The sequence below is a fragment of the Natronosporangium hydrolyticum genome (assembly GCF_016925615.1).
Taxonomy (GTDB): Bacteria; Actinomycetota; Actinomycetes; order Mycobacteriales; family Micromonosporaceae; genus Natronosporangium; species Natronosporangium hydrolyticum.
Window position 1 is genome coordinate 1201418 of the sequence record NZ_CP070499.1, and the last position, 25036, is coordinate 1226453.

The 25036-nt window shown below is 70.9% G+C and carries 21 protein-coding genes and 1 riboswitch; of the genes, 6 read left to right on the forward strand and 15 right to left on the reverse strand.

The features are described 5' to 3' along the window. Positions 1-4: 4 nt before the first annotated feature. The gene (locus JQS43_RS05540) at positions 5-1948 is read right to left on the reverse strand and encodes an HEXXH motif domain-containing protein (RefSeq protein WP_239677985.1); all 1944 of its coding nucleotides are present in this window, start codon (positions 1946-1948) and stop codon (positions 5-7) included. 25 nt (positions 1949-1973) lie between these two features. Next, positions 1974-2153, reverse strand: coding sequence for a hypothetical protein (locus JQS43_RS05545; RefSeq protein WP_239677986.1), 180 nt, complete (start codon positions 2151-2153; stop codon positions 1974-1976). A 124-nt stretch (positions 2154-2277) separates the two neighbouring features. On the opposite strand from JQS43_RS05545, the gene JQS43_RS05550 reads away from it, so the two are divergent. Further along, entirely contained in the window at positions 2278-3369 is a 1092-nt protein-coding gene (locus JQS43_RS05550) for an effector-associated domain 2-containing protein (protein ID WP_239677987.1), read from the forward strand. 69 nt (positions 3370-3438) lie between these two features. On the opposite strand, the gene JQS43_RS05555 is transcribed toward JQS43_RS05550, so the two are convergent. From JQS43_RS05555 to JQS43_RS05590, 8 genes are all read right to left on the reverse strand, one after another. Further along, the gene (locus JQS43_RS05555; RefSeq protein ID WP_239677988.1) at positions 3439-4887 is read right to left on the reverse strand and encodes a glycosyltransferase family 2 protein; all 1449 of its coding nucleotides are present in this window, start codon (positions 4885-4887) and stop codon (positions 3439-3441) included. Next, positions 4884-6020: a HEAT repeat domain-containing protein gene (locus JQS43_RS05560; RefSeq protein ID WP_239677989.1), complete on the reverse strand. Its 1137-nt coding sequence runs from the start codon at positions 6018-6020 to the stop codon at positions 4884-4886. The genes JQS43_RS05555 and JQS43_RS05560 overlap by 4 nt, the downstream gene beginning before the upstream one ends. A gap of 90 nt (positions 6021-6110) precedes the next feature. Beyond that, positions 6111-6866 carry a (2Fe-2S) ferredoxin domain-containing protein gene (locus tag JQS43_RS05565; RefSeq protein ID WP_239677990.1) on the reverse strand — a complete coding sequence of 252 codons (756 nt, stop codon included), beginning with the start codon at positions 6864-6866 and terminating at the stop codon, positions 6111-6113. Positions 6867-6894: 28 nt separating this feature from the next. Further along, positions 6895-7106, reverse strand: a riboswitch (cobalamin riboswitch). A 108-nt stretch (positions 7107-7214) separates the two neighbouring features. Next, entirely contained in the window at positions 7215-8096 is an 882-nt protein-coding gene (locus JQS43_RS05570) for a S1 family peptidase (protein ID WP_239677991.1), read from the reverse strand. A gap of 172 nt (positions 8097-8268) precedes the next feature. Further along, the gene (locus JQS43_RS05575) at positions 8269-9546 is read right to left on the reverse strand and encodes a cellulase-like family protein (protein WP_239677992.1); all 1278 of its coding nucleotides are present in this window, start codon (positions 9544-9546) and stop codon (positions 8269-8271) included. Beyond that, a complete protein-coding gene (locus JQS43_RS05580) occupies positions 9543-10367 on the reverse strand; it encodes a carbohydrate ABC transporter permease (RefSeq protein ID WP_239677993.1) in 825 nt (274 codons plus the stop codon). The genes JQS43_RS05575 and JQS43_RS05580 overlap by 4 nt, the downstream gene beginning before the upstream one ends. After that, positions 10364-11293, reverse strand: coding sequence for a carbohydrate ABC transporter permease (locus JQS43_RS05585; protein WP_239677994.1), 930 nt, complete (start codon positions 11291-11293; stop codon positions 10364-10366). The genes JQS43_RS05580 and JQS43_RS05585 overlap by 4 nt, the downstream gene beginning before the upstream one ends. Further along, positions 11290-12567 (reverse strand): ABC transporter substrate-binding protein, encoded by a 1278-nt coding sequence (locus JQS43_RS05590; protein ID WP_239677995.1) that lies wholly within the window; start codon positions 12565-12567, stop codon positions 11290-11292. Before JQS43_RS05590 ends, JQS43_RS05585 begins: the two co-directional genes overlap by 4 nt. Before the next feature lie 178 nt (positions 12568-12745). Here JQS43_RS05590 and JQS43_RS05595 point away from each other — a divergent pair, with 178 nt between their 5' ends. The 4 genes from JQS43_RS05595 to JQS43_RS05610 all read left to right on the forward strand — a co-directional run bounded on the left by JQS43_RS05595 (position 12746) and on the right by JQS43_RS05610 (position 16884). After that, positions 12746-13495 carry an SDR family NAD(P)-dependent oxidoreductase gene (locus tag JQS43_RS05595; protein ID WP_239677996.1) on the forward strand — a complete coding sequence of 250 codons (750 nt, stop codon included), beginning with the start codon at positions 12746-12748 and terminating at the stop codon, positions 13493-13495. Between the two features lie 67 nt (positions 13496-13562). Beyond that, positions 13563-14297, forward strand: a complete 735-nt coding sequence (locus tag JQS43_RS05600; protein ID WP_239677997.1) for a FadR/GntR family transcriptional regulator — start codon at positions 13563-13565, stop codon at positions 14295-14297. Continuing rightward, positions 14294-15439 (forward strand): galactonate dehydratase, encoded by a 1146-nt coding sequence (gene dgoD / locus JQS43_RS05605; RefSeq protein WP_239677998.1) that lies wholly within the window; start codon positions 14294-14296, stop codon positions 15437-15439. Before JQS43_RS05600 ends, dgoD begins: the two co-directional genes overlap by 4 nt. Then, positions 15403-16884 carry a xylulokinase gene (locus tag JQS43_RS05610; protein WP_239677999.1) on the forward strand — a complete coding sequence of 494 codons (1482 nt, stop codon included), beginning with the start codon at positions 15403-15405 and terminating at the stop codon, positions 16882-16884. Before dgoD ends, JQS43_RS05610 begins: the two co-directional genes overlap by 37 nt. A 133-nt stretch (positions 16885-17017) precedes the next feature. On the opposite strand, the gene JQS43_RS05615 is transcribed toward JQS43_RS05610, so the two are convergent. From JQS43_RS05615 to JQS43_RS05625, 3 genes are all read right to left on the reverse strand, one after another. Beyond that, positions 17018-18010: a 2-hydroxyacid dehydrogenase gene (locus tag JQS43_RS05615; RefSeq protein ID WP_239678000.1), complete on the reverse strand. Its 993-nt coding sequence runs from the start codon at positions 18008-18010 to the stop codon at positions 17018-17020. Positions 18011-18236: 226 nt separating this feature from the next. Further along, positions 18237-20171, reverse strand: coding sequence for a molecular chaperone HtpG (htpG, locus tag JQS43_RS05620; protein WP_275581029.1), 1935 nt, complete (start codon positions 20169-20171; stop codon positions 18237-18239). A gap of 137 nt (positions 20172-20308) precedes the next feature. Then, a complete protein-coding gene (locus JQS43_RS05625; protein ID WP_239678001.1) occupies positions 20309-21772 on the reverse strand; it encodes a S8 family peptidase in 1464 nt (487 codons plus the stop codon). Between the two features lie 141 nt (positions 21773-21913). On the opposite strand from JQS43_RS05625, the gene JQS43_RS05630 reads away from it, so the two are divergent. After that, positions 21914-22666 (forward strand): RluA family pseudouridine synthase, encoded by a 753-nt coding sequence (locus JQS43_RS05630; protein WP_239678002.1) that lies wholly within the window; start codon positions 21914-21916, stop codon positions 22664-22666. 7 nt (positions 22667-22673) lie between these two features. Here the strand turns inward: JQS43_RS05630 and JQS43_RS05635 are convergent, their stop codons facing one another. Further along, on the reverse strand, positions 22674-23564 hold the full coding sequence (locus JQS43_RS05635) for a M15 family metallopeptidase (RefSeq protein WP_239678003.1): 891 nt from the start codon (positions 23562-23564) through the stop codon (positions 22674-22676). Positions 23565-23713: 149 nt separating this feature from the next. After that, the gene (locus tag JQS43_RS05640; RefSeq protein ID WP_239678004.1) at positions 23714-24727 is read right to left on the reverse strand and encodes a glycoside hydrolase family 11 protein; all 1014 of its coding nucleotides are present in this window, start codon (positions 24725-24727) and stop codon (positions 23714-23716) included. Positions 24728-25036 lie beyond the last annotated feature (309 nt).

Here is a 25036-nt window from a genome sequence, read left to right on the forward strand (position 1 = left end):
ACGCCTAGCGGGCGAGCGGGTCGGCGCCGAACCACTCGGCCAGCCGTAGCGGAAGCGCCAGTGGGGTGCGATCGGTCGGGACATCGGCGCCGGCGGCCTCGCCCGTGCCGGCTCCGGGCGGGGAGGTGGTGACGACCCGTTGGTAGACGGCGCAGATCAGCTCCGGCCGGAGGCGCAGCGCGGCCGCGGCCGCACTGTCGGGGTCCTGCGTCGACTCGACCAACCCCAGTCCAGACCAGGCACTGGCCGAACCAGGATCGGTGGCGAGCTCTGCCAGGTAGCCCCGTCTCGCCAGCGCGAGGTCTCCCGCCGCGTAGGCCAGGTCGGCGGCGGTCGCGCCGGAGACCTGCTCGGCCAGGGCCGCGGGGTCTTTCTGCAGTTGGTCGAAGCCGTCGGGGTCGGTGAGCCGCCACATGGTCAACACCGCGCGGGTGTCCAGCCGTCGGGCGGCCGAATCGCTTACCACTGTGGAGGAGGATTCAGCCCCGGTCGGCGGGGCGGTGCCGGCGAGAAAAGCGGCGGCGAATGCCTCGATCGTCTCCGGGGCGGGGCGCAGGTGGTGGAGTCGCCAGCGGGCGCGGTGGTCGGTGACGGCGGCGTCCGCGGCGGAGCTGATCTCAGCGGGCACCGGCTCGGCCGACCACTGTCGGGCAGTCTCGGCCAGGTTGCTGACCAGCGTCCGACCGGCCTCGGTGAGCTCCGGCAGCGTGCCGATCGTCGCCAGGACGAGACTCACCTGGCTGTGCCACTTGGCAAATTCGAGCTGTGCCAGCCGGGCGGTCCGGCCGGTGGCCCGGCCGCGTAGCGCCCGCCAGAACTCGGTGATGCCGACGAAGGCGTAGACCCCTTGCAGCAGGCCGCCGAGCGGGCGGGGGTCGTCCCGCCACGGAGCGTAGAGGCGTTCCGCCGGCTCGGCGCGGTGCAACGGGGTGAGGTGGAGCAGCCCGCCCAGCTTGATGTGTTGAAATTCGTGGACCAGCGTCACCGCGAGTTCCGGGGCGTCCTCCGGCTCAGAGACGATCGTGCTGCCGAAGGCGTCCCCGGCGGAGGCGCTCATGGTGCGGAACCGTTCGGCAGCCGGCTGCGGGACCACCGAGGACAGCCCGGCCGCGATCGCCGGAGCGAAGCCCGGACTGGCGTCGACGATCAACTCCCAGGCCCGGGTGAGCAGGGTTCGCCACCGGGCCACCTGCTCCGCTGAGAGCCGGTCGGGCGGAGTCGGGGAGCGCAGGTTCCGGTACGGGTCGAGGTGGTCGAGGGTGACGCTGAGCCGGTGGCCGGCGTGCTCCGCGGTGATGGTGGGTAGTGCGACCCAGGCCGCGGCGTCGGGGTCGGAGCCCGCTGGCGCGGCATCCGGGGCGGTCGGCGCCGGGATCGTGACGCTGGCCCCGCCGGCGGTGATGGTGCCGGTACCGTCGGCGCCGGTGATCTCCGCTACGGCCCAGGTCTGGCCGGTCGGTAGCCAACAGCCGCCGAGGGTGGGCAGCGCCGCGTACCCGTCGCGGATCGGAATGCTGATCGCGAAAGTGAGTCCGGTGCGCAACGCGGCTGCGGCGGCGAGTGCGTGTAGGTAGCCGAGGTCCACCCAACGAGGCGCGGTGGCCGTGGTAGCGCCCCGCAGCCGCCGGAGCGCGTACCCGGCCCAGGTCCCGACCTGCGGATGCAGCAGGATCTTGTCCATCTCGGAGGGTTGGTGCCGCTCCGCCGTCACGAGCAGTCGCCACGCCTCATCCAGCTCCGGCAGTGGGGCGGTCGCGGCTGGCTGCTCGGCGACCGCGTCGAGCACCGCGCGGAGCTGGATCAGCCGCCAGCTCCGTTCGGCGGCCAGTAGCAGGCGGACCGTCTCCTCGTCGCCGTACCCAGCGGTGAGGACGGCGACGTGCGGTTGCGGGAGCCGGTGCCGAACCAGGGTCCGGTCAGACGGCCCCAGCGCCTGGTCACCGGTCATCATTCCTCCACAACAGACGTTCGGGTTAGTCGAGGCGCTGGGGGTTGTAGCCACTGGTGATGCTGTCTGGATCGTCGACCCGGCGGAGCAGCCGCCCCATCACCGGTGCGATCACCGCCGCGTCGAGTTCGGGCAGGTCGGCGAGGGTGAGGTCGGCGAGATCGACTAGGTCCGACTCGACGTCCGCGGCGGTCGGTTGATTCACTCCGGTAGGCCCTTCTCGAGTCGGGTTCGGCTAGCAATTAGTACCAGACCGAACGGCCATTGTGGGGGCAGCGATCGGCCCACTGTACGGCCTGTGGGGGTCACCATACGGTAACTTGGCTACCGTGTCCCCCCACGTAGGTATCACCTTCGTCCACGGCTTCCTGTCGTCGGTGAAGGTCTGGTCGGGATTCCAACGGCTGATCTCAGCCGACCCGCAGCTGGCGGAGTGCTCCACCCACACCTTCGGCTACCGCAGCCCGGCCTTCTCGCTGCATCCGCTGCGGCGGATCCCCCGCCTGCCGGAGCTCGGGGACGGTCTGCGTACGTTCCTCACCGAGCGGTTGCCCGACCAGCGGCCTGTGGTGCTGGTCTCACACAGCCAGGGTGGGTTGGTGGTGCAGCAGCTGCTGGCGCAGGCGGTAGCCGACGACGACCGGGCGCTGTTGTCCCGGATCCGGTTGGTGGTGATGTTCGCGTGCCCGCACGCGGGCTCGGATCTGTTGCTGCCGTTGCGCCGGGCCGCCTGGTTCTGGCGGAACCCGCAGGAGCGTCACCTTCGGCCGCTGCAGGCGGCCGTCACCAGGGCGCAGCGGGTGGTCTTGAACCGGGTGGTGCACGGTGCGGGCGATACTCGGGTGGTGGTCTACGCCGCGGACAGCGATGCGGTTGTGCCGCCAGCGGTGGCGCTCGGCGTCTTTCCCGACGGTGGAACGCTGCCGGGAGACCACTCCTCGATCATCCAGCCCGATTCGCACGCCCACCCGTCGTACACGGCGCTGCGGCACCAGCTCACACAGCTGACAGCGCCCCCGGTGCTGCCGCTCCAGCGGTCGGTCTCCGACCCGGTCGCTGCACCGACCAGGCCGGCGGCCGTTGCTGGTCCCGGCCCGGTCGCCGCCGGCCCCGATCGGATCGCCTATCAGCGGCTGGCTGCCGATCTGCTGGCGGTGCCGGGTAGCGACGACCCCGCCTGGCGGCAACAGCTCTACCGGTTGTTGCCGGGGCCGGTCCGGCAACACCTGCCGCGCAACAGCGTCGCGCATACCGAGCTGCTCGGGGTGTTGATGACCATTGAGGATTATCGGGAGTCGGGGGCGTGGGAGGCGCTCGCCGAGGCGGTCCGGGTGCTGGCGCCGCACCATCCGGCGGCCGCCCGGTTCCAGGCGAGCCTGGTCGAGCAGGGGCTGGTGCGGCCGCCGGCGCCGGAGGCGTGAGCCGCGGCGCTGACCCGCCACTGCTACCGCCAGGTCTGCTACCGCCAGGTCTGCTACCGCCAGGGTCTGCTACCCCGAGGACTTGCTGGCGCTGCCGAGTCCTTGCCGGGTCATCGTGCCCCAGACCGGCTTGCTGCCGCGCAGCACCGACCAGCTGCCCTGGAGTCGATACCAGGCGGTGAGCTGCCGGTAGCCCACGTTCTCCAGCACCGCCCCGGCGGCGATCGCGGCGATGTCGCGCCACCGCCGGTACCGGTGGAACACCAGCTCCTCCATCACCAGCGCCAACAGGCTGACCACCATCGCGTACCCGTAGGCGACGAGCAGGAACCGCCACGCGAAGTCGATGTCGACCACCCCTGCCAGCATCCCGGCCGGGATGAGCACCAGTGCGGCCAGCTCCACCACCGGCGCCAGCAGTTCGAACAGCAGGTAGAACGGCAGCGCCAGCAGGCCGATCCGGCCGTACCTGCGGTTGCCGATCATGCTCCGGTGGTGCAGTAGCAGTAGTTCGGTGAGGCCGCGGTGCCACCGGCGCCGTTGCCGCCCCAGTACGGCCAAGGTGCTCGGCACCTCGGTCCAGCAGACCGGTTCGGCCACAAACACGATCCGGTAGTCGGCCCGCCACTCCCGGAGCCGGCGATGGAGCCGGAAGACCAGCTCGGCATCCTCGCCGACGGTGTCGCGGGCCAGCCCGCCGATCTGGACCACCAGGTCGCGGCGGAACAGGCCGAAGGCGCCGGAGATGATCACTACGCTGCCCAGCCGGGACCAGCCGGAGCGGCCAAGCAGGAACGAGCGTAGATACTCGGCCACCTGGATCCGGGGCAGCCAGCCGGTAGGCATCCGGACGTCGATGACCCGGCCGCCGACGATGGTGCAGCCGTTGGCGACCCGGATCGCGCCGCCGGTGGCGACTACCCGGAGCGGGTCGTCGATGAAGGGCTTCACTACGGTGAGCAGCGAGTCGGAGTCGAGCACCGAGTCGGCATCGACCATGCAGACCAGTTCGCCGTCGGCGATGTTGATGCCGGCGTTGACCGCGTCGGAGCGGCCGCCGTTGGTCTTGCGGACCAGCAGCGGCGAGCTGGCGCCGGTACGGGGCGCGTAGACGCCGAGGATCTCGCCGGCGACCGGCACGTCCGGCGGCATCACCATCGGGGTTTCGGTGAGGTCGAACTCGTCGATCAACAGCGCGGTCGTCTGATCCGTCGAGCCGTCGTCGATTACCACCACCTGGGTACGCGGATAGCGCAGCGCGAGCATTGCGTGTACCGCGGTGACGATCCCGGCACCCTCGTTGTGGGCCGGCATCAGCACTGAGATCGAGGGGGTCAGCGGGCTGCGGAAGGTGAGGTCGAGCCCGGCGAACGCGCGCCGCCGGACGTTGCTGGCCAGCTCCCAACCGCCGAGCAGCACCAGCACCAGCAGCGAGCTGTTGAGGAGCAGAAAGTAGCCGAGAATCACCACGTCGGTGTAGCGGAGGACCTCGCCGACCCAGTAACTTAGCTGGTTCATGAGCGCAGGGCTTCCCGCTTCGGGGCGGGGGCCGGCTCCCGGGCCGCGGCGGACCTCGCTATCCGGTCGAGTACCGCGTTGGCGTGCTCGGCGCCGCGTCGGGCCGGCCCGGTAGCGGTCGCCTGCGTCGCGGCCGCCCGGTTGAGGGCGGCGAGCCCGGTGGGGCCGAGTCGGGACAGGGCGGTGGCGGCGGCCCCCGCGACATGGTCGTCCCCGCACGTCAACAACTCGGCCAGCGGCGTCACCGCGTCGACCGCGCCGAGCTCGCCCAGCGCCGCCGCGGCGGCGGCGCGCAGCGGCGCCGGCTCTGCAGGCTGGGTGCTGGCGAGCAGCGGCGCCATCGCGGCTCCAGACCCGAGCCGGCCCAGCGTCTTCGCCGCCCGGAGCCGCACCGGCTGCGAGCGGTCGTCCTGTAGCACTTCGGCGACCTGGGCCGGGACCCGGCCGGCGAGGCCGCCCTCGCCTTCGAAGGTGCCGATCAGGCGCATCGCATCGAGGACCGTTGTCTGCACCAACGGCGGTCCGGTGAGGGCCGGCAACAGCATCGGGGCGATCCTGGGCCCGAGCTGGGCGAGCGCGTGGGCGACGAGCTGGGAGGGGGCGGGCTGGGGTGGTTGGAGGCTGCTGAGCAGCGGGCGGGCGGCGGCGGGGTCGCCGATCCGGCCCAGCGCCTGGATGGCGGCGACCCGTACCTCGGGGTGGGTGTCGGCGAGGAGCCGGCACAGCTGCGGTACCGAGGCGCCGTCGTGCAGGCTGCCGAGCGCGGCGGCGGACCGGGCGCGGCGCACCGCGCTGATGCTGTGTAGCTCGCGCCGGGCCTGGTGGACCAGCCCGCGGCGGGCCAGCAGGGTGGCGAGCGCTTCGTGTGCCTCGCCTCGGACCTTGGTCAGTAGCTCGAAGGCGCTCGGCGCCACCGCCCGCCAGTCGGCGGCGGGCATCCGCGCCAGCTCCGTTAGCTCGGCCGGATCGCCGCTGGCGACGAAGGCGAAGAGCAGCTGCCGTGGCCGGGCGACGCGCCGGGCGCGTCGCCGTTCGGTGAGCACCCGGCCGGCGTGGATGGCCGCGATCGTCACCGCGATCACCCCTGCTACGGCGAACAGGATGACCGAGGCGAGCGTGGCCAGCTGAGTCATGAGCGGTCCGGGGCCTGGTGGCCGGGGACCAGCCGGGGCAACCACCGCCTCATAAAATGAGACTAACTCGAAATATCCCCTATATGCCTCCTACCTGCCGGTAGTGAGCCGGGTGGTGGCGCGGGAGTCTGCTACCACCCGGCCCTGGGCCAGATGCTCATCAATAATCCGCCCGGCCAACTCCTCGTCCACGGCCGTGTACCAGACATCCTCCGGATGCACCACCACCAGCGGGCCCAGGTTGCACGGGAAGAGGCAGCCGGTGCTGGTCACGAGCGTGTCGTCGGCGAGGCCGGCGGCGGCGATCCGTTCGCTCAGCGCGTCGGCCGCCGCTGCCGCTCCGTACGCCGCGCAGCGCGGCCCCCGACAGACCAGCACGTGGTGCCGGTGGCGCGGGATGGTCGACCAGGCCGGGCTGCGGAACGGCCCAGGCACCCCGCCGATGGCGGTCACCGGATCCGCCAGCGCCGCGAGAATGGTGCTGACCAGCTCCGGCTGGAGCGCCAGGGGCGCGGTGACTGCGACGGTCGGCAGCCCGCTGGCGCACTGGTCGCCCCGGGTCTGCACCCAGTGTCCGTGGGTACGCCGCAGCCACACGTCGAGATACCGGTCGGGCGGCAGGTGGGTCGGCACCAGCACGATCTCGCTGGCCCCGGCGTCAGTCGCCTGGTCGAGCGCTGTGACGAGCGAGGGCGCTTCGCCGTCGAGGAAGCAGGCGCCGACCGGGCTGTCATCGCCGCGACGGCCCAGCTCGGCGGCGACCGCCGTGGCGAGTTGACGTACCGTCTCCTGGCCACCGCTCTGGGCGACCTGCCGGGCGACCAGCAGGATGTGTCGACTATTCATAGCCGGACCGTGCCTCCCACACCTCGTGGACGGGTCTCGTGCCGTGGCCGGTCTCCTGGCTGACGGGGTGGTGCGGCGACGGTCTGCCTTCCCGGACACCCGAGTTGGCGTCCAGTGGCCGCTCCCGCCCGCTGGTGCGGGTGGTTGGCGAGCGTCGATCGTCGACTTCCCGATCACAGTGGCGAGGGCCGCTCCGGTTTCGCACCGGTCTTCCCGAGCACCACGGCAGCGTCACGATAGCCGTACAAAGCGGCGCCGAACCAGCGCGGGTGACCATGACAAGGATCACGTGCGCTGGTTCGGCGCCGGTCGGTACCGGGGTCTGCCGGTGATCAGGCGGTGCGGTGATCAGGGTGCGGTGAGCAGGGTGAGATTGCCGCTGCTCAGGATCGGCAGCAGCGGCTGGAAGAAGGTGACACCCCCGGCCGCGCAGTTGCCGGAGCCGCCGGAGACGATGCCCTGCCCCTGGTAGTTGCCGGAGAAGACCGGGCCGCCGGAGTCGCCCGGCTCGGCGCAGAGGGTGGTTCGGGTCAGCCCGGTGACCGTGCCCTGTGGGTAGTTGACGGTGACGTTCTTGGCGGTGATCGTGCCGCAGGTGTACCCGGTGGTCGAACCGATCTTGCACACCGAGCCGCCGATCGGGGCCTCTTGTGAACCGGTGGTGATCGGCGTCGGGATCCAGTCGTCGGTCACCAGCACCACCGCCCAGTCGCTGCCGGGGAACTGGGAGAGCCAGAAGTTGCCCTGTGGCTCCTGGTTGAACCCGTAGGTCCGGACACCGACGGAGCCACAGTGGCCAGCGGTAATGAAGCCGTTCTGGCCGGCGGTGGTGCGGATCAGGAAGCCGACGGTGCAGCGGTTGTTGTTTGCATAGTAGGGGTCGCCCTCCTGCAGCGGCCAGGGCTGCAACAGCCGCGGGGCCTCGGCGGTGGTGACCACGGTGATCAGGTCGTCGCTGACCCCGTTGGCCTCGGCGAACTCGGCCGCGACGGGCTCGGCCTCCGGTAGCACCTCGACGACCACTTGATCGGTGGCCTCGTCGACGTACCAGCTGGTGACCGACTCCGGCGGTGCCGCCGCCCGGTCGAGGGCGGTCTTCGCCGCGGCCAACTGGCCGAGGCCGGGTGAGTCGGGAGCGGCCGCGTGGGCGGTGGGGGAGAGCGCCAGGGCGGCGAGGATGCCGGCGGTAGCCGCGGCAGCGACGAGCCGGCCAATGCGGGCGGGTCTCATGAGCGCCTCCGATCGGGAGAGCTGGCAGGCACAGGGGTCGATGGCGCCGAACCTATATAGCCGCGTCTCTATCGGTCAAGGCGTAACCGGTGGGGAAAGCCCTATCCGCTGGATAAGCGGGCGCCGCCCGGGCCCGCGCGTCCAGTCGTTGTCCAGCCGTGGGCCGACCCGCTCAGCCGCGTGGCGCGTCGAGGAACTCTCGGTTGAGCCGGCGCTGCCACTCCGCCATCCGCCACATCGGATGATGCGGTGCCGCGTTCGAGCAGATCAGAGTGCCCCAGGCGTCGATGTCGGCGCTGGCACGGACCGCCCGTTCGCAGACGTCGCGCCCGACCGGGCCGTCCTCGAACTCGCCTGTCAGTGGGGTGTAGCCCACCCAACCCTCGGCGAAGACCAGCGGGACCTGATGGTCGGTGGCCCAGTCGGCGGCTACCGCCAGCCAGATCTCCAGCGCCGCTGCCATGCTGCGCCGGTGGTCACCGTAGCGTTCGTAGAGCCAGCGGTCCCACTTCGCCGGGTCGCACCAGTCGTGGGCGTAGACCTCCCGCGGTGGGACCACGGTGGCGGCCACCCGCCACCGGTCGGGCTCCGGGGGCAGCCACTGCTCCAGCGGCGGCGCGTCCGGCCGCAGCAGTTCGGCGTACGCGCGTTGCTGCGGGAACGGCCGGCTCAGGTCGCGTAGCGCGAATTCGCTGACCAGCTCGTCGAGCACCCCGTAGACGTAGGGGTGGAAGACCGCCACGTCGGCGTTCTCCGGCACGCCGCGCATCCGGCCCACCGGCACCCCGGCGTAGTTCGTGGTCACCAGGGCCGCCGGGTGTCGGGCCTTGAGCCGGTCGATGCCGTCGGTGAGGTACGGCTTGAGGCCGAGAACCGGGTCGGCGCCGGCCGGCAGCACCTCGGTGAGCCGGCTGAACTGCACCTCGTTGTGGAGTTCGACGAACGCGACCCGGTCGTCGAGGCCCTCGGTCGCCAGTAGATCGAGGAGGTCGGCGAGGGCGTCGGCGAGCGCGGTCACCCGGTCGGCCGGCGGTACCGCCGACAGCGCCTGGTGCCAGGAGTCGTCGGCGAGGAACGCGGGGCTCTGCTGATACTCCCAACTGGAGACGATGATGTAGCAGTCGTGCCGCTGGGCGGCCCGAAACAGCTCCAGCAGGTGCGCCCGTCCGTCGACGGTGGCCGGGGTGGCCACGTCGTACCACCGGGTGCGCTGCCCGTACTCGCCGCCCAGGCCGCCGAAGCGCAGCGCGGTGGTGTCGAGCCCACTGCCGAAGAGTAGGTAGGGCATCGCGCAGATCCGGATCGTGTTGTAGCCGCGCGCGACCGCCTGCGCGAACGCCTCGTCCAGGTCGGCGAAGACGTCCCCCGGGGCGGTACGCGTGTACCAGCTGAAGTCCCACAGCGTGATGGTGAGCCGGTCGGGTAGGTGGGCGGGGATGGTCGTACTCATTTGCTCGATCCCATCAGGAGTCCGGAGACGAAGTGACGTTGGAAGGCGAAGAAGACGATGGCGGTGGGGATGGCGGCCAGGATCGAGCCGGCGGCGACCACGTTCCAGTTGCTGACGAAGCCGCCCTGCAGGTTGAGCAGTGCGGCGGTGACCGGCAGCTTACTTTGGCTCTGCAGCACCGCCAGCGACCAGATCAGGTCGTTGAAGATCCAGGTGGTCGCGAGCGCGGCCAACGCGGCGAGCGCTGGTCGGCACAGCGGCATGATGATCCGGGCGTAGGTGTGGGCCGGTCCGGCGCCGTCGATCCGGGCGGCCTCGGTGATCTCGTTCGGGATCGAGCGCATGAACCCGTAGAGCACGAAGGTGTAGAAACCCATCCCGAATCCGATGTGGATGGCGATCAGGCCGTAGACGGTGTCGTAGACGCCGAGCGACTCGGTGATCTTCGAGACCGGGATCAGCAGGATCTGTGGTGGCAGCAGGTTCCCCGCCAGCATGGTCAACAAGATGGTACGCCGGAACGGGATTTCGTACCGGCTCAGAGCGAACGCCGCCATCGAGGCGAGGAGCAGGCTGAGGATGACCGCCGGCACGGTGACCTGGATGCTGACCCACATCGCCTGACCCATGCCGCCCGAGCCGAGGGCGGTCCGGAAGCCGTCCAGCGTGAATCCGGCGGGTAGCGCGGTGAGTCCGCGGCGGGTGATGTCGTCGAAGGGACGGAAGGCGATGAAGACCACGAAGATCATCGGCGCCACCCACAGCAGGGAGAGCGGGGCCATGATCCCGTGGAACAGCCAGTCCTTGCCCCGCCGGCTCATGACTCGACCTCCTGCCGGGTAGCGCGGACCAGGTAGGTGATGATGAAGACGATCGCCAACGCGAAGATCACCACTGCGAGCGCGGAGGCGTAGCCAAGGTTGAGGAAGGTGAATCCCTGCTGGAACATGTAGGTGCTCAGCAGCTCGGTCGAGCGGTACGGGCCGCCGCCGGTCATCGCCCAGACGATGTCGAAGGTCCGGACCGCCTCGATCACGGTGACCGCGAAGACCACCGTGTTCACCCCTCGTAGCTGCGGCCAGATGACGTACCGGAAGCGTTGCCAGGGGCCCGCGCCGTCCACCGCCGACGCGTCCTGCAGCGCCGGATCGCATGACTTGAGCCCGGCCAGGTAGAGCACCATGATGTAGCCGACCTGCCGCCACACCGCCGCGATCAGCACCGCGTAGAGCGCGGTGTCCGGGTCGGCCAGCCACTGCCGCTCCAGGTCACCGAGCCCGAGCAGCCCCAGCGAGGTGTTGACGGTGCCGTCCGGCTGGTATTGCACCCGCCAGAAGAGTCCGGTCACCGCCAGTGAGAAGACCATCGGCAGGAAGATGGCGCTGCGGTAGAGCCCCACCCCGCGGCGGGGGCGGTTCAGCGCCAGCGCCAGTATCAGCCCGCCCACCACCGACAGTCCGCCGAAGCCCACCGCCCAGATCACGTTGTTCCGGAGCGCCTGGTGGAACACCGGGTCGGCGAAGAGGTTCTCGTAGTTGGCGATGCCGACCGGCTCCGGCGGGCCGACGCCGCCCCACTGGGTGAACGACAGGTAGAAGCTGTTCAACGCCGGCCAGAACACGAGCCCCACCTCGATGGCGGCGGGCAGGAGCAGGAAACCCCAGACCGGCCACGGCACCTGGCGCCGGGTGGGAACCCGGCGCCGGGGCGCGGCCGGCCGGCTCGTTGTGGTGGCGGCGCTGGTCACGACGAGAAGACCCGCGCGGCGGCGGACTGCCAATCAGCCAGGATCGTGTCCACATCGTCGGGACGGTCGAGGAACCTGGTCAGCGCATCGTCGGCGGTGGTCTGCAGCTCGTCGCTGGAGTCGCGGTTGAAGAACTGGGTGATCGCCGCGCTCTCGTTGAGCAGCTCAATCCCCTTCTGCACCAGCGGCGAGAAGCTCGAGGTGTCGACGTCCGGGGAGGTGGGGAGGTTCGACGAGGCCGAGAGCTCGATGAACTTCTGCTGCGCCTCGGGTGAGGCGAGGTGGGCGAGCAGGCTCATCGCGCCCTCCGGGTCGGTCGAGTTGGCGCTGGCGAAGTAGCCGTCGGTGGGCGCCTCCTCGGCCAGCGGCACGGCGGAGTCGATGACCGGGACCCGGAAGAAGTCGATGTCGTCGAGCTCGTCCTCGGGCACCAGTTGGGTGATGAAGGCGCCGATCAGGTACATGCCGGCGCTCTTGTTCACCAGCGGGGTGACCGCGTCCTGCCAGGACTGTGAGCGGCCGTTCGGGTCGAAGTAGGGCAGCAGCTCCCGGTACCGCTCCATCACCTCGCGAACTTCCGGGCCGTCGAATGAGTGCTCGCCAGCGAGCAGCTCCCGGTGGAAGTCGACGCCGTTGATCCGCAGGTTGAGGTAGTCGAACCAGCCGGAGGCCACCCATGGCGTACCGCCGGTGCCCATCGCCAGTGGGTCGGCGCCCTGGCCCTGGATCTCGGCGCAGAGCGCCAGGAAGTCGTCCCAGGTCTCGGCGGGCTGCACGCCCCACTCGTCGAAGGCGGAGCGCCGGTAGAACACGCCCCACCAGTAGTAGTTGGTGGGTACGAAGATCTGTTGGCCGGCGTCGTCGGTGGAGAGTTCCCGCAGCGCGTCGGAGAAGTTGGCGCACGCGCCGTCGCCGCTCCACAGGTCGGAGAGGTCGAGCAGGAATCCGCGCTGGGCGTAGTCCCGGGCGACCGCACCGGCGTACCAGGTGAGGACGTCGGGCGGGTTGCCGGAGCTGAGGTAGCTGGGCAGTTGGGCCCGGAAGGTCTCGATCGCGATGGTGTTCAGGGTGACGTCGTGTTCGTCGTAGTCGTCGACGACTTCGGTGAGCGCTTGCCGGGGTGCTTCGTCGGAGAGCGACGACTGCAGCACCAGCGTGCCGTCGCCGCCGCTGTCACCGCCGCCGCCGGTGGCGCAGCCCCCAAGTACGGCGGCCGCTCCCATTCCGCCGGCTCCGGCGAGCACCGCGCGGCGGCTGAGTCCGCGGTTGAGCATGGTGTCCTCCTACCGTTTGCAGGTGTGCCACTGGTCCGGTCGCTGGCGTGTTCGAGGGGCTCCGAGGGGTTCGGAGCGGATCTGAAGCGGCGAGGGCCAGTTGTTTCCTAGAGGTTGCAGGATGGGTACCCGACTGTCAAGATATCTTCGTAATTAATGGTTACTTCGAGGAAGGCGTATGGACGGACGGACAACTGAGCGGACCGCGCTGGTCACCGGCGCGGCGGGCGGGATCGGCGCGGCCTGCGCCCGGCGGCTCGCCGCCACCGGCGTCGGTGTCCTGCTGACCGACGTCCGCTCCGCGGAACCAGTAGCCGAGGAGATCCGCGACCAGGGTGGGAAGGCGTACGCCCTGATCGCCGACGTCGCGGACGAGGCAGCCTGGCTCGCCGCAGTCCGCGCCGCCCGGGAACGTTTCGGGCCGGTGCACACGCTGGTCAGCAACGCGTACACGGTGGCGGTCGCGCCGGCCGACCAGACCACCCGGGAATCCTGGGACCAGCAGCTCGCGGTCTGCCTCACCGGCACCTTCCTGGGGGTCCGGGCGTGCCTGCCCGACCTGCGCGAGACCGGCGGCAGCGTGGTCGTGGTCTCCTCGGTGCACGCGTTGATCGGGCTACCCGGCCACCCCGCCTACGCCGCCGCCAAGGGCGGGCTAGTGGCGCTAGCGCGCCAGCTCGCGGTCGAGTATGGCCCGTCGATCCGGGTGAACTCGGTCCTGCCCGGACCGATCCGCACCGCCGCCTGGGACCGGGTCTCCGCGGCCGACCAGCAGCGCAGCGCCGCCGCCACGGTCGCCGGCCGACTCGGCACCCCGGAGGAGGTGGCCGGCGCGGTAGCGTTTCTAGCGTCCCCTGAGGCCAGCTACATCACCGGGACCAGCCTGGTGGTCGACGGGGGGTGGAGCGCGGTCAAATCCTCCGCATGACCGGCGATCGCAGACCGTCGAACCACTTTGCACTTATCACCACCGCACCGGGAGACAGGACAGCAGGATGCAGCAGTACGCGACGCGCGGCGTACACGGCCAGACGGTCGAAATCATCGCCCAGCGCATCCTGACCGGCGAACTGGCCGAGGGAGACACACTCGACATCGCGGCGCTGCAGGCGGAGTTCGACGTGAGCCTGACCGCGCTCCGAGAGGCGCTGAAGGTGCTCGCCGCCAAAGGGCTGGTCGATGCCCGCCCGAAGCGGGGCACTTTCGTGCGGCCCCGGGCAAACTGGAGCCTGCTCGACGCCGACGTGCTCCGCTGGCAATTCGCCCATCAGGCCCAGCCCGGACTGCTGGCAGACCTGCATGAGCTGCGGAGCATCGTCGAACCCGGCGCGGCCAATCTCGCCGCTGCCCGCGCTACCGAGGCCGACCTGGCGGCGCTGGAGTCGGCGCTGGCGGACATGGCGGCGGCCGGCTCGGATGTCCCGGCCGCGGTCGAGGCCGACCTCGCCTTCCACCGCGCCCTGCTCACCGCTACCCATAACGAGCTGCTGCTCCGGATGGAGGTGGTGATCGAGACCGGCCTGGCGGAACGGGACCGGATGGTCCACGGCGCGGTCGGTACCGACGATCCGGTGCCCAGCCACCGGGCGGTCGTGGACGCGATCAGCCAGCGCCGGCCCGCCGAGGCCGAGCAGGCGATGCGGCGGCTGTTGGAGAAGGCGGTGCAGGACGTAGCCCGACTGGGCGACGTGCCGGCGCCGCGCGACGCGGATCGGGACGGCCGGCAATGAAGATCGACCGGATCGAGACCTTCCTGGTGCCGCCGCGCTGGCTGTTCTGCCGGATCGCCACCGACGACGGCGTGGTCGGCTGGGGCGAGCCGGTGGTGGAGGGGCGCGCCGAGGTGGTCCGCGCGGCGGTGGAGGTGCTCTCCGAATATCTCATCGGCGCGGATCCGCTCCGGATCGAGCACCACTGGCAGGTGCTCTCCAAGGGTGGCTTCTACCGCGGTGGCCCGGTGCTGGCCAGCGCGGTCGCCGGGATCGACCAGGCGCTGTGGGACATCGCCGGGAAGGCTTACGGCGCGCCGGTGCACGCGCTGCTCGGCGGGCCGGTGCGGGACCGGGCCCGGGTCTACGCCTGGGTCGGCGGGGACGAGCCCGGCGAAGTCGTCGACGCGGTCGCGGCCCACGTGGCGGCCGGGATGACGGCGGTCAAGATGAACGCCTGCGGCCGGCTCGCGCCGATCCCCACACCGGCCGAAGTGGACCAAATCGTCGACCGCGCGGCCGCCGCCCGGGAGGCGCTCGGCCCGGACCGGGATCTCGCGCTCGACCTGCACGGGCGCGCCACCTACCCCGCCGCCCGCAGCATCGTCTCGGCGGTGGCCGAGGTCCGCCCGCTGCTGCTGGAGGAGCCGCTGCTGCCGGAGCACGGAGCGCGCCTGGCAGACCTGGTCGCTAGCTCGCCGGTGCCGCTCGCCACCGGCGAACGGCTCTACAGCCGACCTGACTTTTTACCGGTGCTGCAGGCCGGCGTGGCGGTGGTACAGCCGGATCCGTCGCACGCAGGCGGCATCTCCGAGGTACGCCGAATCGCCGCGCTCGCCGAGACCCACGGTGCGCTGCTCGCCCCCCACTGCCCACTAGGGCCGGTGGCGCTCGCGGCCAGCCTGCAGGTCGCGCTGGCCACTCCCAACTTCCTGATTCAGGAGCACAGCATGGGGATCCACTACCACACCGGGGCCGACCTGCTCGACTATGTGCTGGACCCCGAGCCGCTGCAGATCGTCGACGGGCACATCCGGCGTACCGAGGCCCCCGGGCTCGGCGTCACCGTCGACGAGGCGGCGATCCGGCGCGCCGACCAGCGCGGCCACGCCTGGCGGAATCCGGTGTGGCAGCACCCGGACGGCTCGTTCGCGGAGTGGTGATCGGCGCCGCCGCGCCTGCGGTCCTGGTCGGTGTCGACGTGGGTACCTCGGCGCTCAAGGTCGCGGCGGTCACCGAGGCCGGGGCCCTGGTCGCCGAGCACACTGAACCGTATCCGCCCCAACCGGGCGACGGCTTAACCGAGCAGGACGCGGCCGGCTGGTGGCGGGCGACCACCGCCGCCCTGCGCCGGGTCTGCGCCGACCGGCCGGTCCGGGCGGTGGCGGTGACCGGGCAGGCGCCGACGCTGGTCGCGGTCGACGCCGCGCTGGTGCCCCGTGGCCCGGCGCTGACCTGGGCGGACCGCCGAGCCGCGGCGGAGGCGCGGGAGGTCGGGGCGTGGCTGGCGGCGAACCCGCCGGCCGGCCGCCCGGTCACCGCGCCAGCGGACGCCTTCTTCGGCACCGCGAAGCTGTTGTGGTGGCAGCGGCACCGCGCCGACCTGACCGGGGCGCACCGGGTGCTGGCGGCCAACGGGTTCATCGTCTCCCAATTGACCGGCGAGTGCAGCCTCGACGAGAGCACCGCCGGTCTGTTGCAAGGCTGGGACGGGCAGTTCGCGCCGGCGATCCGGCGGGAGCTGCCGGTCGAGCTGTTTCCTGCGGTCGCCGGCTGCGCCGAGATCGTCGGGACGGTGACGGGATCCGCCGCGGCCGCCTGCGGGTTGCCGGTGGGGGTGCCGGTGGTGGCGGGCGCGATCGACGCGGTCACCTCGGCGCTGGAGACCGGCACGCTGGCCGCCGCCGACCCGACCACGGTCATGACCGGCTCGTCCACGGTGACGGTGAGCGCGGTCGAGCGGGGGGAGCGTCGGGACCGGCTGATCGCCACCCGGCACGCGGTGCCCGGCACCGACCTGCTCATCACCGCCACGGTCACCGCCGGCTCGGTGCTCGACTGGGTCCGGCGACTCACCGGCCTCAGCCAGCTCCCCGAGGACCCGGCCGAGTTGCCCGCGACCCGGCCGTCCCGGCTGCTGCTCTCGCCCGGGTTCGGCGGCGAACGCACGCCGACCTGGGATGCTGACGCCCGGGGCGCGATCAGCGGGCTCGACCTAGCCACCGGCCCGGCGGATCTGCTGCTGGCCGGGTACGAGGGGACGGCGTTCGCGCTCGCCGACAACCTCGACGTGCTGGGGCTGCCGGCCGGCGCGCCGGTGCGGGCCAGCGGCACCGCCGCGTACAGCCGGGCGTGGTTGCAGCTGACCGCGGATGTGATCGGCAGGCGGATGGCGCGGCCGGCGTTGGGCCGGGGCGCGTCGGCCGGGGCCGCGCTGCTCGCTGGCCTTGGGGTCGGCGGCTTCGACCTGGCTGATCTGCGGGAGCTGAGCGCGCCGGTGGCCGCGGTCGCTGAGCCGGACCCGGCGCGGGCGGCGGCCTACCGGGAGCGGCTCAGCCAGTGGCGGGCGCTGCGGGACGCCGCCGCTCACCTCCGCTCGGACCACTGACGCCCCCGCCCTTCCCCGCTCCCCTCGCGCTCCCCGCGCTTGGTTGGGCAGGGAGGGATCTTGCGTCCGGGTATGTCGGATATTCCGGTACGCAAGATCCCTCCCCAGCCAACCAAGTGCGCGCGGCGGGCGGTCAGCGCCGCAGGTACTCGGCGACCACCTCCGCGGAGAGGGCGGCGGCCCGCTGCGCGGTCTGCCGGGTCCCGCCGGCCAGGTGCGGCGTGAGCACCACCCGGGGAGCGGTAAGGATCGGCGCATCCGGTGGTAGCGGCTCCACATCGAACACGTCCAGCGCCGCCGCCCCCAACTGTCCAGATGCGAGGGCTGCCACCACTGCTGGGTAGTCGAGCAGTCCGCCGCGGGCCGTATTGACCAGCACCGCGCCGCGCGGCATCGCCGCCAGCTCGGCGGCGCCGATCAGGTGCCGGGTCTGCTCGGTGAGCCGGGCATGCAGGCTCACCACCCGGGAGCGCGCCAGCAGCTCGGGCAGGCTCACCGTCTCCGCTCCCTCCAATGTGGCCGTATCCAGGTACGGGTCGCTGACTAACACCTGGGCGTCGAAGGCGCGCAGCACCCGGGCGACGCGGCGGCCGATCTCGCCGTAGCCGACCAACCCGACGGTGTTGCCGGCGAGCTCCTCGCCCACTTCGGTCAGCGCGTACCGGGAACCGTCCCAGTGGCCCGCCCGCAGGTCGGCGTGCAGCTCCGGCACCCGGCGCAGGGCCGCGAGTAGTAGCGCGACCGTGTGCTCGGCCGCCGCGACCGCGTTGCGGCCAGGCGTATTGCGGACCTGCACGCCGTGCTGCTGCGCAGCGGCCAGGTTGACGTTGACCGGCCCGCCGCGGCACACCACCACCAGCCGCAGTGACTCGGCTGCGGCGAAGACCCTGCTGGTGAACGGCGCCACCTGGGTGATCGCGATCTCGACGCCGGCCAGCGCGTCGACCAACCGCTCCTCGTCCCCGGAGGCCTCGGACACCTCGGCCACGTCCCGCAGTGGTTCATGCGGCCACGGCAGCGTCAGCTCGGTGACCGCCACCGCCTCGCCGACCCGGTCGGCCAGCGCCGCACTCACCAGCCCGGGCGTGACGAAGTAATCGCCGGCCACCAACAGCTTCCGCGCCATGACGCCCCCGTCCCACGGTTGATTAGCTTTACCGTAACGGTCGCGGGTGAACCCACCATCAGCGTGTACGGGCCGGCTAGCCAGGGCGGGCGCCGAGCCGGGTCAAGCGGCGGTCTGGCGGCGGTGGTGGGAAAGGTCGGCGTAATGATGGGTGCGGGGAGGCGGTGGCCGAATCGTCGACCACCGCCCCGATGTCGTTTAGGAGTAAGCTCCGCTGGGCCTCCGACTAGAGCGAGCGGGCCAGCCGGTCGGCCAGCAGCCGAGAGAATCGCACCGGGTCCTTCAGCTCGCCGCCCTCGGCGAGCAGAGCGGTGCCGTAGAGCAGCTCGGCGGTCTCGGTCAGCGTCTCCTGACCGGAGTCCTGCCCGTGGGCGTCGCGCAGCGCGGTCACCAGCGGGTGGGACGGGTTCAGCTCCAGGATCCGCTTGACCGGCGGCAGCTCCTGCCCCATCGCGCGGTAGAGCTTCTCCATGGTCGGGGTGACGTCGTGGTCGGCGCCGACGATGCAAGCCGGGGAGGTGGTCAACCGGGACGAGAGCCGGACCTCCTTCAGATCCTCGCTGAGGGCCTTGGTCAGCCACTCCAGCAGCGACGCGTACTCCTTGTGCTGCTCTGCCCGGGTGGACTCGGCCTGCTGCTTCTCCTCTTCGGTCTCCAGGTCGATCTGCCCCTTGGCGATCGACTGCAGCGGCTGCCCGGCGAACTCGCCGACCCGCTCCACCCAGACATCGTCGACCGGGTCGGTGAGCGCCAGCACCTCGTACTCACGGGCGCGGAACGCCTCAATGTGCGGCGAGTTTTCGATCATCGTCCGGGACTCGCCGGTGAGGTAGAAGATGCTGGACTGGCCGTCCTTCATCCGCTCGACGTACTCGGCGAGTGAGGTGGGCCGTTCGGCGTCGTGAGTGGAGGGCAGCAGCAGCAGCTCCAGCAGTAGCTCCTGGTTGTCGGCGTCCTCCAGCAGCCCTTCCTTCAGCACCTGACCGAACTCCTGCCAGAAGGTGAGGTACCGCTCGGCGTCGTTGGTCTTGAGCTCCTTGAGGGTCTGCAACACCTTCTTTACCAGCCGGCGGCGCATCACCTGGATCTGTCGGTCCTGCTGCAGGATCTCTCGGGAGATGTTCAGCGACAGGTCGTGCGCGTCTACCACGCCCCGGATGAAGCGCAGGTAATTGGGGAGCAGGGTGTCGCAGTGCTCCATGATCTGGACCCGCTTGACGTAGAGCTGGAGCCCGCGCCGGGTGTCGGCGTTGAACAGGTCGAAGGGCGCCTGGGAGGGGATGAACAGCAGCGCCTCGTACTCGAAGGTCCCCTCACCCCGCATAGAGATGATCTCCATCGGGTTGCGCCAGTCGTGGCTGACGTGCTTGTAGAACTCGTGGTACTCCTCCTCGCTCACCTCCGCCCGCGGTCGAGCCCAGAGCGCCCGCTGTGAGTTCAGCGTCTGCACCTCGGTGGTGGGTTCGGCCGGCTCCGCACCCTCGGTGTCGGCCGGCGCCGGTTTCGCCACCGCCATCCGGATCGGCCAGGCGATGAAGTCGCTGTACTGCTTGACGATCTGCCGGATCTTCCACTCGGCGGTGTAGTCGAAGAGCCGGTCATCGTCGTCGGCGGGCTTCAGGTGCAGGGTCACCGCGGTCCCCTGGGGGAGGTCGGCCACGGTCTCGATGGTGTAGGTGCCCTCACCGGCCGACTCCCACCGGGTGCCGTCGGTTTCGCCGGCACGCCGGGTGGTCAGCGTGACCTTCTCGGCGACCATGAAGGTGGCGTAGAAGCCGACCCCGAACTGTCCGATGAGCTCCTGGGGGGCCGCCGAATCCTGCGCTTCCCGTAGCTTCTGCAGCAGCTCTGCGGTGCCGGACTTGGCGATCGTGCCGATCAGCTCGACCACCTCGTCGCGGGACATGCCGACGCCGTTGTCCCGGACCGTCAGGGTGCGCTGCTCCGGGTCGGTCTCGATGGCGATGTGCAGGTCCGAGGCGTCGGCGACCAGGTCTTTGTCGCGCATCGTGGCCAGCCGTAGCTTATCCAGGGCGTCCGAGGCATTGGAGATCAACTCGCGTAGGAAGATGTCCTTGTTCGAGTAGATCGAGTGGACCATCAGCTGCAGCAGCTGCCGAGCCTCGGCTTGGAACTCGAGCGTCTCGACCGGGTTGCTCACGTCTCTCCTCCTGCGGATCGGTAGGCGATGGCGGAAAGGATACGACCACCGTGCCCGCGCCGCCACGGGTGGCCGCCGTGGGTCGGGGCCGGGTCCCTGGGCCCGGTGGTCGGGTAGGGGTGGACAAGCGACATGAGCTAATCGGGTGGCAGTGAGGTCAGGGCCGCCGCCACATCGAGTTCCTGGTTCGGGCGAAGCCACTGCGGCAGCAGCTCCCGGATCTCCGCCGGGGTCAGCTGCGGTCGCTCCGCCAGCAGCACCGCGATCAGGCCACTGACCAGCGGCGCCGCGAACGAGGCGCCGGAGCCGATCGCGTAACCGCCGCCCGGTTCGGCGAGCAGCAGTCGCACGCCCGGGGCGAGCACGTCGAGGTCGGGCCGGTACGGGGTGCACGGCCACACCACCCCGGTCGGCTCGTACGCACCGACCGAGATCACCGTGTCCAGCACCGCCGGCCACTGGTCCGCGTTCGGTTCGCCGCCGCACTGGTCACCGCTACCGTTGTTGCCGGCCCCGGCGACCACCACCACGCCCTCGCGTTCGGCGTAGTCGGTGGCGGCTTGGATGCCGTCCGGGCACCGGGTGATCCCCAGCACCGACCGGCACTCCACCGCCATCGAGACGTTGATGATGTCCGCTCCGGCGTCCACCGCCGCGATGATTCCCTCGATCAGGTCGCTCTCCCGGCGGTCGCCGATGTCGACCGGGTGGATTCGGGCTCCTGGCGCGATCCCGGGCACGTCACCGGCGGGCTGACCGGCGATCAGCGAGGCGACTCCGGTGGCGTGCACCGTCGGATCGGTGACGCCGTTGCCTTCGCCGGCCGGCGCGTCGACGTGGTGCCCGTCGGCGACCACCCCACGCAACGACGGGTGCTCGGTGGCTACCCCGCCGCCCTCGATCGTGGCGACCACGATCCCGTCCCCCGGTGGATCGCCTGGCCGCAGGTCGAACCGCATCGCCTCCACTTGCCAGGTGGCGTCCGCGGGCGGCCCGGCGGCGGGTTGGCTGACCAGCCGCGGCGGGGGACCGGCGAGCTGCCCGGCGGGGAGGTTCAGCGATGCGCTGAGCACGCCGCTGCCCGACCGGTACGCGTCGTCGATCAGCTGCTGCGCGGCATCGGCCGAGTCGACCGGGACGACCTCGACCCGGGGGCGGACGGCCTCGCCGTACGCGGCCCCGTTGTGGACCAGCAGTACCGCGGGTTCGTCGACGGCGACCGCGCCGCCCGGTGCGCCCGGTGCGGTGACCGGCGTGGTGGCGGCGGCGGAGAAGGTGCCGTCGGCCCGGACCGCGCTGACCGCCACCTGCGCTCGGGGCGGCGGGTCGGCGATCGTCAACGCGCACTGCTCACCGCAGATGGTCGCGGGTACGTCGGTGGTGTAAGCGCCATCGCTGAACCGGTACCGGTCGGCGTCGGCCACCGGTGCCCAGCTGAGCCTGATCACGTCGCCGTCGGTGATCGCGGAGACCTCGGACATGGGCAACGACGGGTCGGGTCCCGCGCCGTCGGACCAGGAACCGCCGCTGGTGCACCCGGCCGTGACCAGCAGAACCGCTGTCGCGGCCCCGGCCACCCCTCGCTGTGTACGCGTACGCACGCCGTCCGCTCCTCCCTGCAGCTGATCGAATTGATCTTAGGTGGCGGCGATTGGGTGCCTGGCCGTCGCCGACCTGGCGGTCTGGCGCTTGTATGCTCGCGGCGATATTGCTCGCCGAAACCGTCCCGGAACGAGACGACGATGCCCATGGACAGCTGGTCGCGGATCCGAGCGGAGTCGCTGCTCTTCGAGGACGACGCGGTCCTGGCGCTGAACAAGCCAGTGGGCATCGCGGTCACCGGGGAGCGGCACGACACGGATCTGGTGCGGCTCGCCGCCGAAGCGGGCGAGGAGCTCTTTCCGGTGCACCGGATCGACAAGGTGACCTCGGGGCTGATCCTGTTCGCGCGGCGGCTTTCCGACCACGGTGCCCTCACTCGGCAGTTCAACAAGCGCACCGTCGACAAGGCGTACCTGGTGATTACCGAGACCACCGGACTGCCGCCGGCCGGGCGGGTGGAGCTACCGCTCAGCGTCGGCCGCAAGAACCGGGTCCGGATCGCCGCGCCGAGGGAGGCGATCGTCGCCGACCCGCAGGGCGGCCACTGGACCGTGCCGGAGACCGAACTGCTCGACACCAAGCGGTATCCGGCCATCACCGACTTCACCACCCGCTGGTACGACGATCGGAGCACGCTGCTGGTGGTGCGGCCGCGGACGGGCCGGCGGCATCAGATCCGGGTCCACCTGGCGTGGATCGGTCACCCGATCCTCGGCGACCCGCTCTTCGACAAGGCCGGCACGGCGGCGCGGACCTACCTGCACTCGTGGCAGCTCGGTTTCGATGCCGCCTGGCGGGGCGGGGAACGGCTGCAACTGGTGGCGCCGCCGCGGGCGGAGTTCTGGGCTCCCATCGGTGGTCCGGTCGACCTCGACCCGGCAGACGGCCGGTAGCGACCGTTCAGCGCCCGGACTGGGAGAAGTGCATCCAGTCGTCGAGAGAACTCCACTCCCCGCCCCAACCCCAGCCGATCTCCGCGAACGCCCGGGTCACCTCGTCGTTGGGCTGGATCATCCCGGGCCGGTGGTGGTCCCGGTCGAGGTAGGCGGAGGCGAGTTCGGGCGCCACCGCGTCGTCCCGCCGGTACGGGTTGTGGAACGGGTTGATGTCGATCGCCAGGCCGTAGGCGTGCTGCGACCACTGGGTGCTCAGGGTGGTCGGCCGGCAGGCGAATCCGCTGGTGTTGTTGCCGTCGCCGGTCGGTGGCGCGGTCAGCTCGGTGGCCGCGACCACCCGCATCTCCTCGATCGGGAAGCCGGCCTGGTAGATCCGGTCGAAGACGGCGACGACATCCTCGGCCACCGAGCGATGCACGATCATCTCGCCAGCGTACGAGCGGCCGTCGAAACCCCAGAAGGTCATGGTCAGGTAGCGCAGCTCGGCCAGCGTCACCGGACACTCGCTGGTCCAGGTGGAACGGGCCGCCACCGGCTCCGGGACGTCGGTGATGGTGGCCTCGAAGACATCGGCGACCGGCTCGGCGTCGGGCGGCGGGAGCTGCCGGTCGACCAGCTCCGGCGGAGTGTCTTGGACCTCGCCGAGCCCGTCCGGCCGCTCCGGTAACGGCCGGGTGCCGAGCCAGTCGGGGCGAGCGGGCTCGGCGGCGGTGGCGTCGTCCGAGGGTTCGGCTGTGGCATTGTTCGGGGGGTCGTCCGGGCTCGGGCTGGGGGAGGCCGGTGGGGTCGTCGGGCCGTCGTCGGTGGGCGGCTCGCCGATGCCGCAGCCGGCTCCGGCGAGGAGCAGCCCCGCGAGGAGTCCGAGAACACCGCGGCGACCTGCGGAAACGCGCATTACGCCAGGGTAGCTGCGGGGGTCGGCCGGCGGCGAAGCGCCCGATCAGCGTGGCGGCGGCGCTGTGGTGGTGTGGGTGGGCGGTGAGGTGGCGCGGCGGCCCCGAAGGGCCGCCGCGCCGCAGGGTGGGTACCTGCCTGGTGCGAAGGTCAGCCTGGACTACAGGAGACTGATGGCCAGTTCCAGTTGCCGTTGTGTTGGATGGTGACGCCGAAGTTGTTGCCGTTGCCGTTGGGTCTGGCGTGCATCACCTGCGAGCTGGGCCACTGTGGATCAGTGTTCCAGGTGGCGATGATGGTGGCGGGGGAGGGGACGTTCATGGTCACGACCCAGTTGTTGGTGCCGCTGACCGCGACGTTGAGGTTGTAGCGGTCGCCCCACTGCTCCCCGGCGGAGAGGGTCGCGTTGCAGCTGCCGCCGCCGCCGTTGCCGGGTCCGCCGCCGTTGCCCGGACCGCCGTTACCGCCGCCGCTGCTGCCGACCGTGATGTTGGAGTTACCGCTACTCCCGTACCCCTCGGTCGCCATGATCATGTAGTTGTGGTTGCCCATCGGCATCCCGGCGTTCTGCCAGGCGTTGAAGTGGTTGCCGGTGGTGATGGTGCCGCCGGTCCGTCGAGACTGCCGGACGCTCCAGTACTGCTGGAAGGTCGCCGTGCCGATGATGGAGGGCTGGTTGGTCCGGGTGGTCTCGTAGATGTCGTAGGTGCCGCCATCGCTGGTCACCGTGCCCCGGTAGGCGCCGGTCGGCCGGTAGGTGCCCCAGTTGTCGACGACGTAGTACTCCACCAGTGGGTCGGTCGTCCAGCCATAGAGCGCCAGGTACGCGTTCCCCGAAGGATTGAATGTGCCGGAGTAGTTCACCGACCGAGGGCCGCCGGTGGCCCAGCCCTTGCCGACGACGAAGTTTCCGGTGTTGCTCCAGGACGTGCTGTAGTTGCCGCCGGAGCCGAGGTTCATGGAGACGGAGCCGCCGCCGTCGGTCCAGAAGGAGTAGAAGTAGCCGCCGTGGTTGCCGGTCTGGTTGGAGTTGACCGTCTGCGCTTGGGCGGTCCCGGGCAGGAAGACTCCGGCTGCGACCAGCGCCGCAGTGCAGGCGCCGCTGATGAACATCCGCAATCGACTGCGGCTGCGTCTCTGCTGGTAGACGGGGGTGTCGTTCATGGTGCTTCCTCCTCGTGAAACCTGGCGGGCTGCCAGGCACCGGGTGCGACCCAGGCACGGGTCGGCGGGGGTGAGGGTGGTGGTTCGACAGTTTGTTCGAGGGCTGTCGATGGCGGAAGCCTAGATTCGACCCGATAACACTGTCAATACTTTCCGGAAACCTTCCGGTAACCTGATCGGCTTGCCCGAAATCTCGACCAGGCATAGTTCCTGGTCATAGCGGACACGGTGCCATCCCGCAGGCGCGGGTCGCTGAAACTCTCGACCAATCCAATCTCGATGCCCGGCGAACAGGCCGATAACTGCGCC

Bases quoted from the DNA above. Each gene is read 5' to 3' on its own strand.
- JQS43_RS05635 (WP_239678003.1), bottom strand. From the start codon at position 23,564: ATGCGCGTTTCCGCAGGTCGCCGCGGTGTTCTCGGACTCCTCGCGGGG.
- JQS43_RS05640 (WP_239678004.1), bottom strand. From the start codon at position 24,727: ATGAACGACACCCCCGTCTACCAGCAGAGACGCAGCCGCAGTCGATTG.
- JQS43_RS05575 (WP_239677992.1), bottom strand. From the start codon at position 9,546: ATGAGTACGACCATCCCCGCCCACCTACCCGACCGGCTCACCATCACG.
- JQS43_RS05630 (WP_239678002.1), top strand. From the start codon at position 21,914: ATGCCCATGGACAGCTGGTCGCGGATCCGAGCGGAGTCGCTGCTCTTC.
- JQS43_RS05560 (WP_239677989.1), bottom strand. From the start codon at position 6,020: ATGACTCAGCTGGCCACGCTCGCCTCGGTCATCCTGTTCGCCGTAGCA.
- JQS43_RS05590 (WP_239677995.1), bottom strand. From the start codon at position 12,567: ATGCTCAACCGCGGACTCAGCCGCCGCGCGGTGCTCGCCGGAGCCGGC.
- JQS43_RS05570 (WP_239677991.1), bottom strand. From the start codon at position 8,096: ATGAGACCCGCCCGCATTGGCCGGCTCGTCGCTGCCGCGGCTACCGCC.
- JQS43_RS05540 (WP_239677985.1), bottom strand. From the start codon at position 1,948: ATGACCGGTGACCAGGCGCTGGGGCCGTCTGACCGGACCCTGGTTCGG.
- dgoD (WP_239677998.1), top strand. From the start codon at position 14,294: ATGAAGATCGACCGGATCGAGACCTTCCTGGTGCCGCCGCGCTGGCTG.
- JQS43_RS05600 (WP_239677997.1), top strand. From the start codon at position 13,563: ATGCAGCAGTACGCGACGCGCGGCGTACACGGCCAGACGGTCGAAATC.
- JQS43_RS05615 (WP_239678000.1), bottom strand. From the start codon at position 18,010: ATGGCGCGGAAGCTGTTGGTGGCCGGCGATTACTTCGTCACGCCCGGG.
- JQS43_RS05565 (WP_239677990.1), bottom strand. From the start codon at position 6,866: ATGAATAGTCGACACATCCTGCTGGTCGCCCGGCAGGTCGCCCAGAGC.
- JQS43_RS05595 (WP_239677996.1), top strand. From the start codon at position 12,746: ATGGACGGACGGACAACTGAGCGGACCGCGCTGGTCACCGGCGCGGCG.
- JQS43_RS05555 (WP_239677988.1), bottom strand. From the start codon at position 4,887: ATGAACCAGCTAAGTTACTGGGTCGGCGAGGTCCTCCGCTACACCGAC.
- JQS43_RS05580 (WP_239677993.1), bottom strand. From the start codon at position 10,367: ATGAGCCGGCGGGGCAAGGACTGGCTGTTCCACGGGATCATGGCCCCG.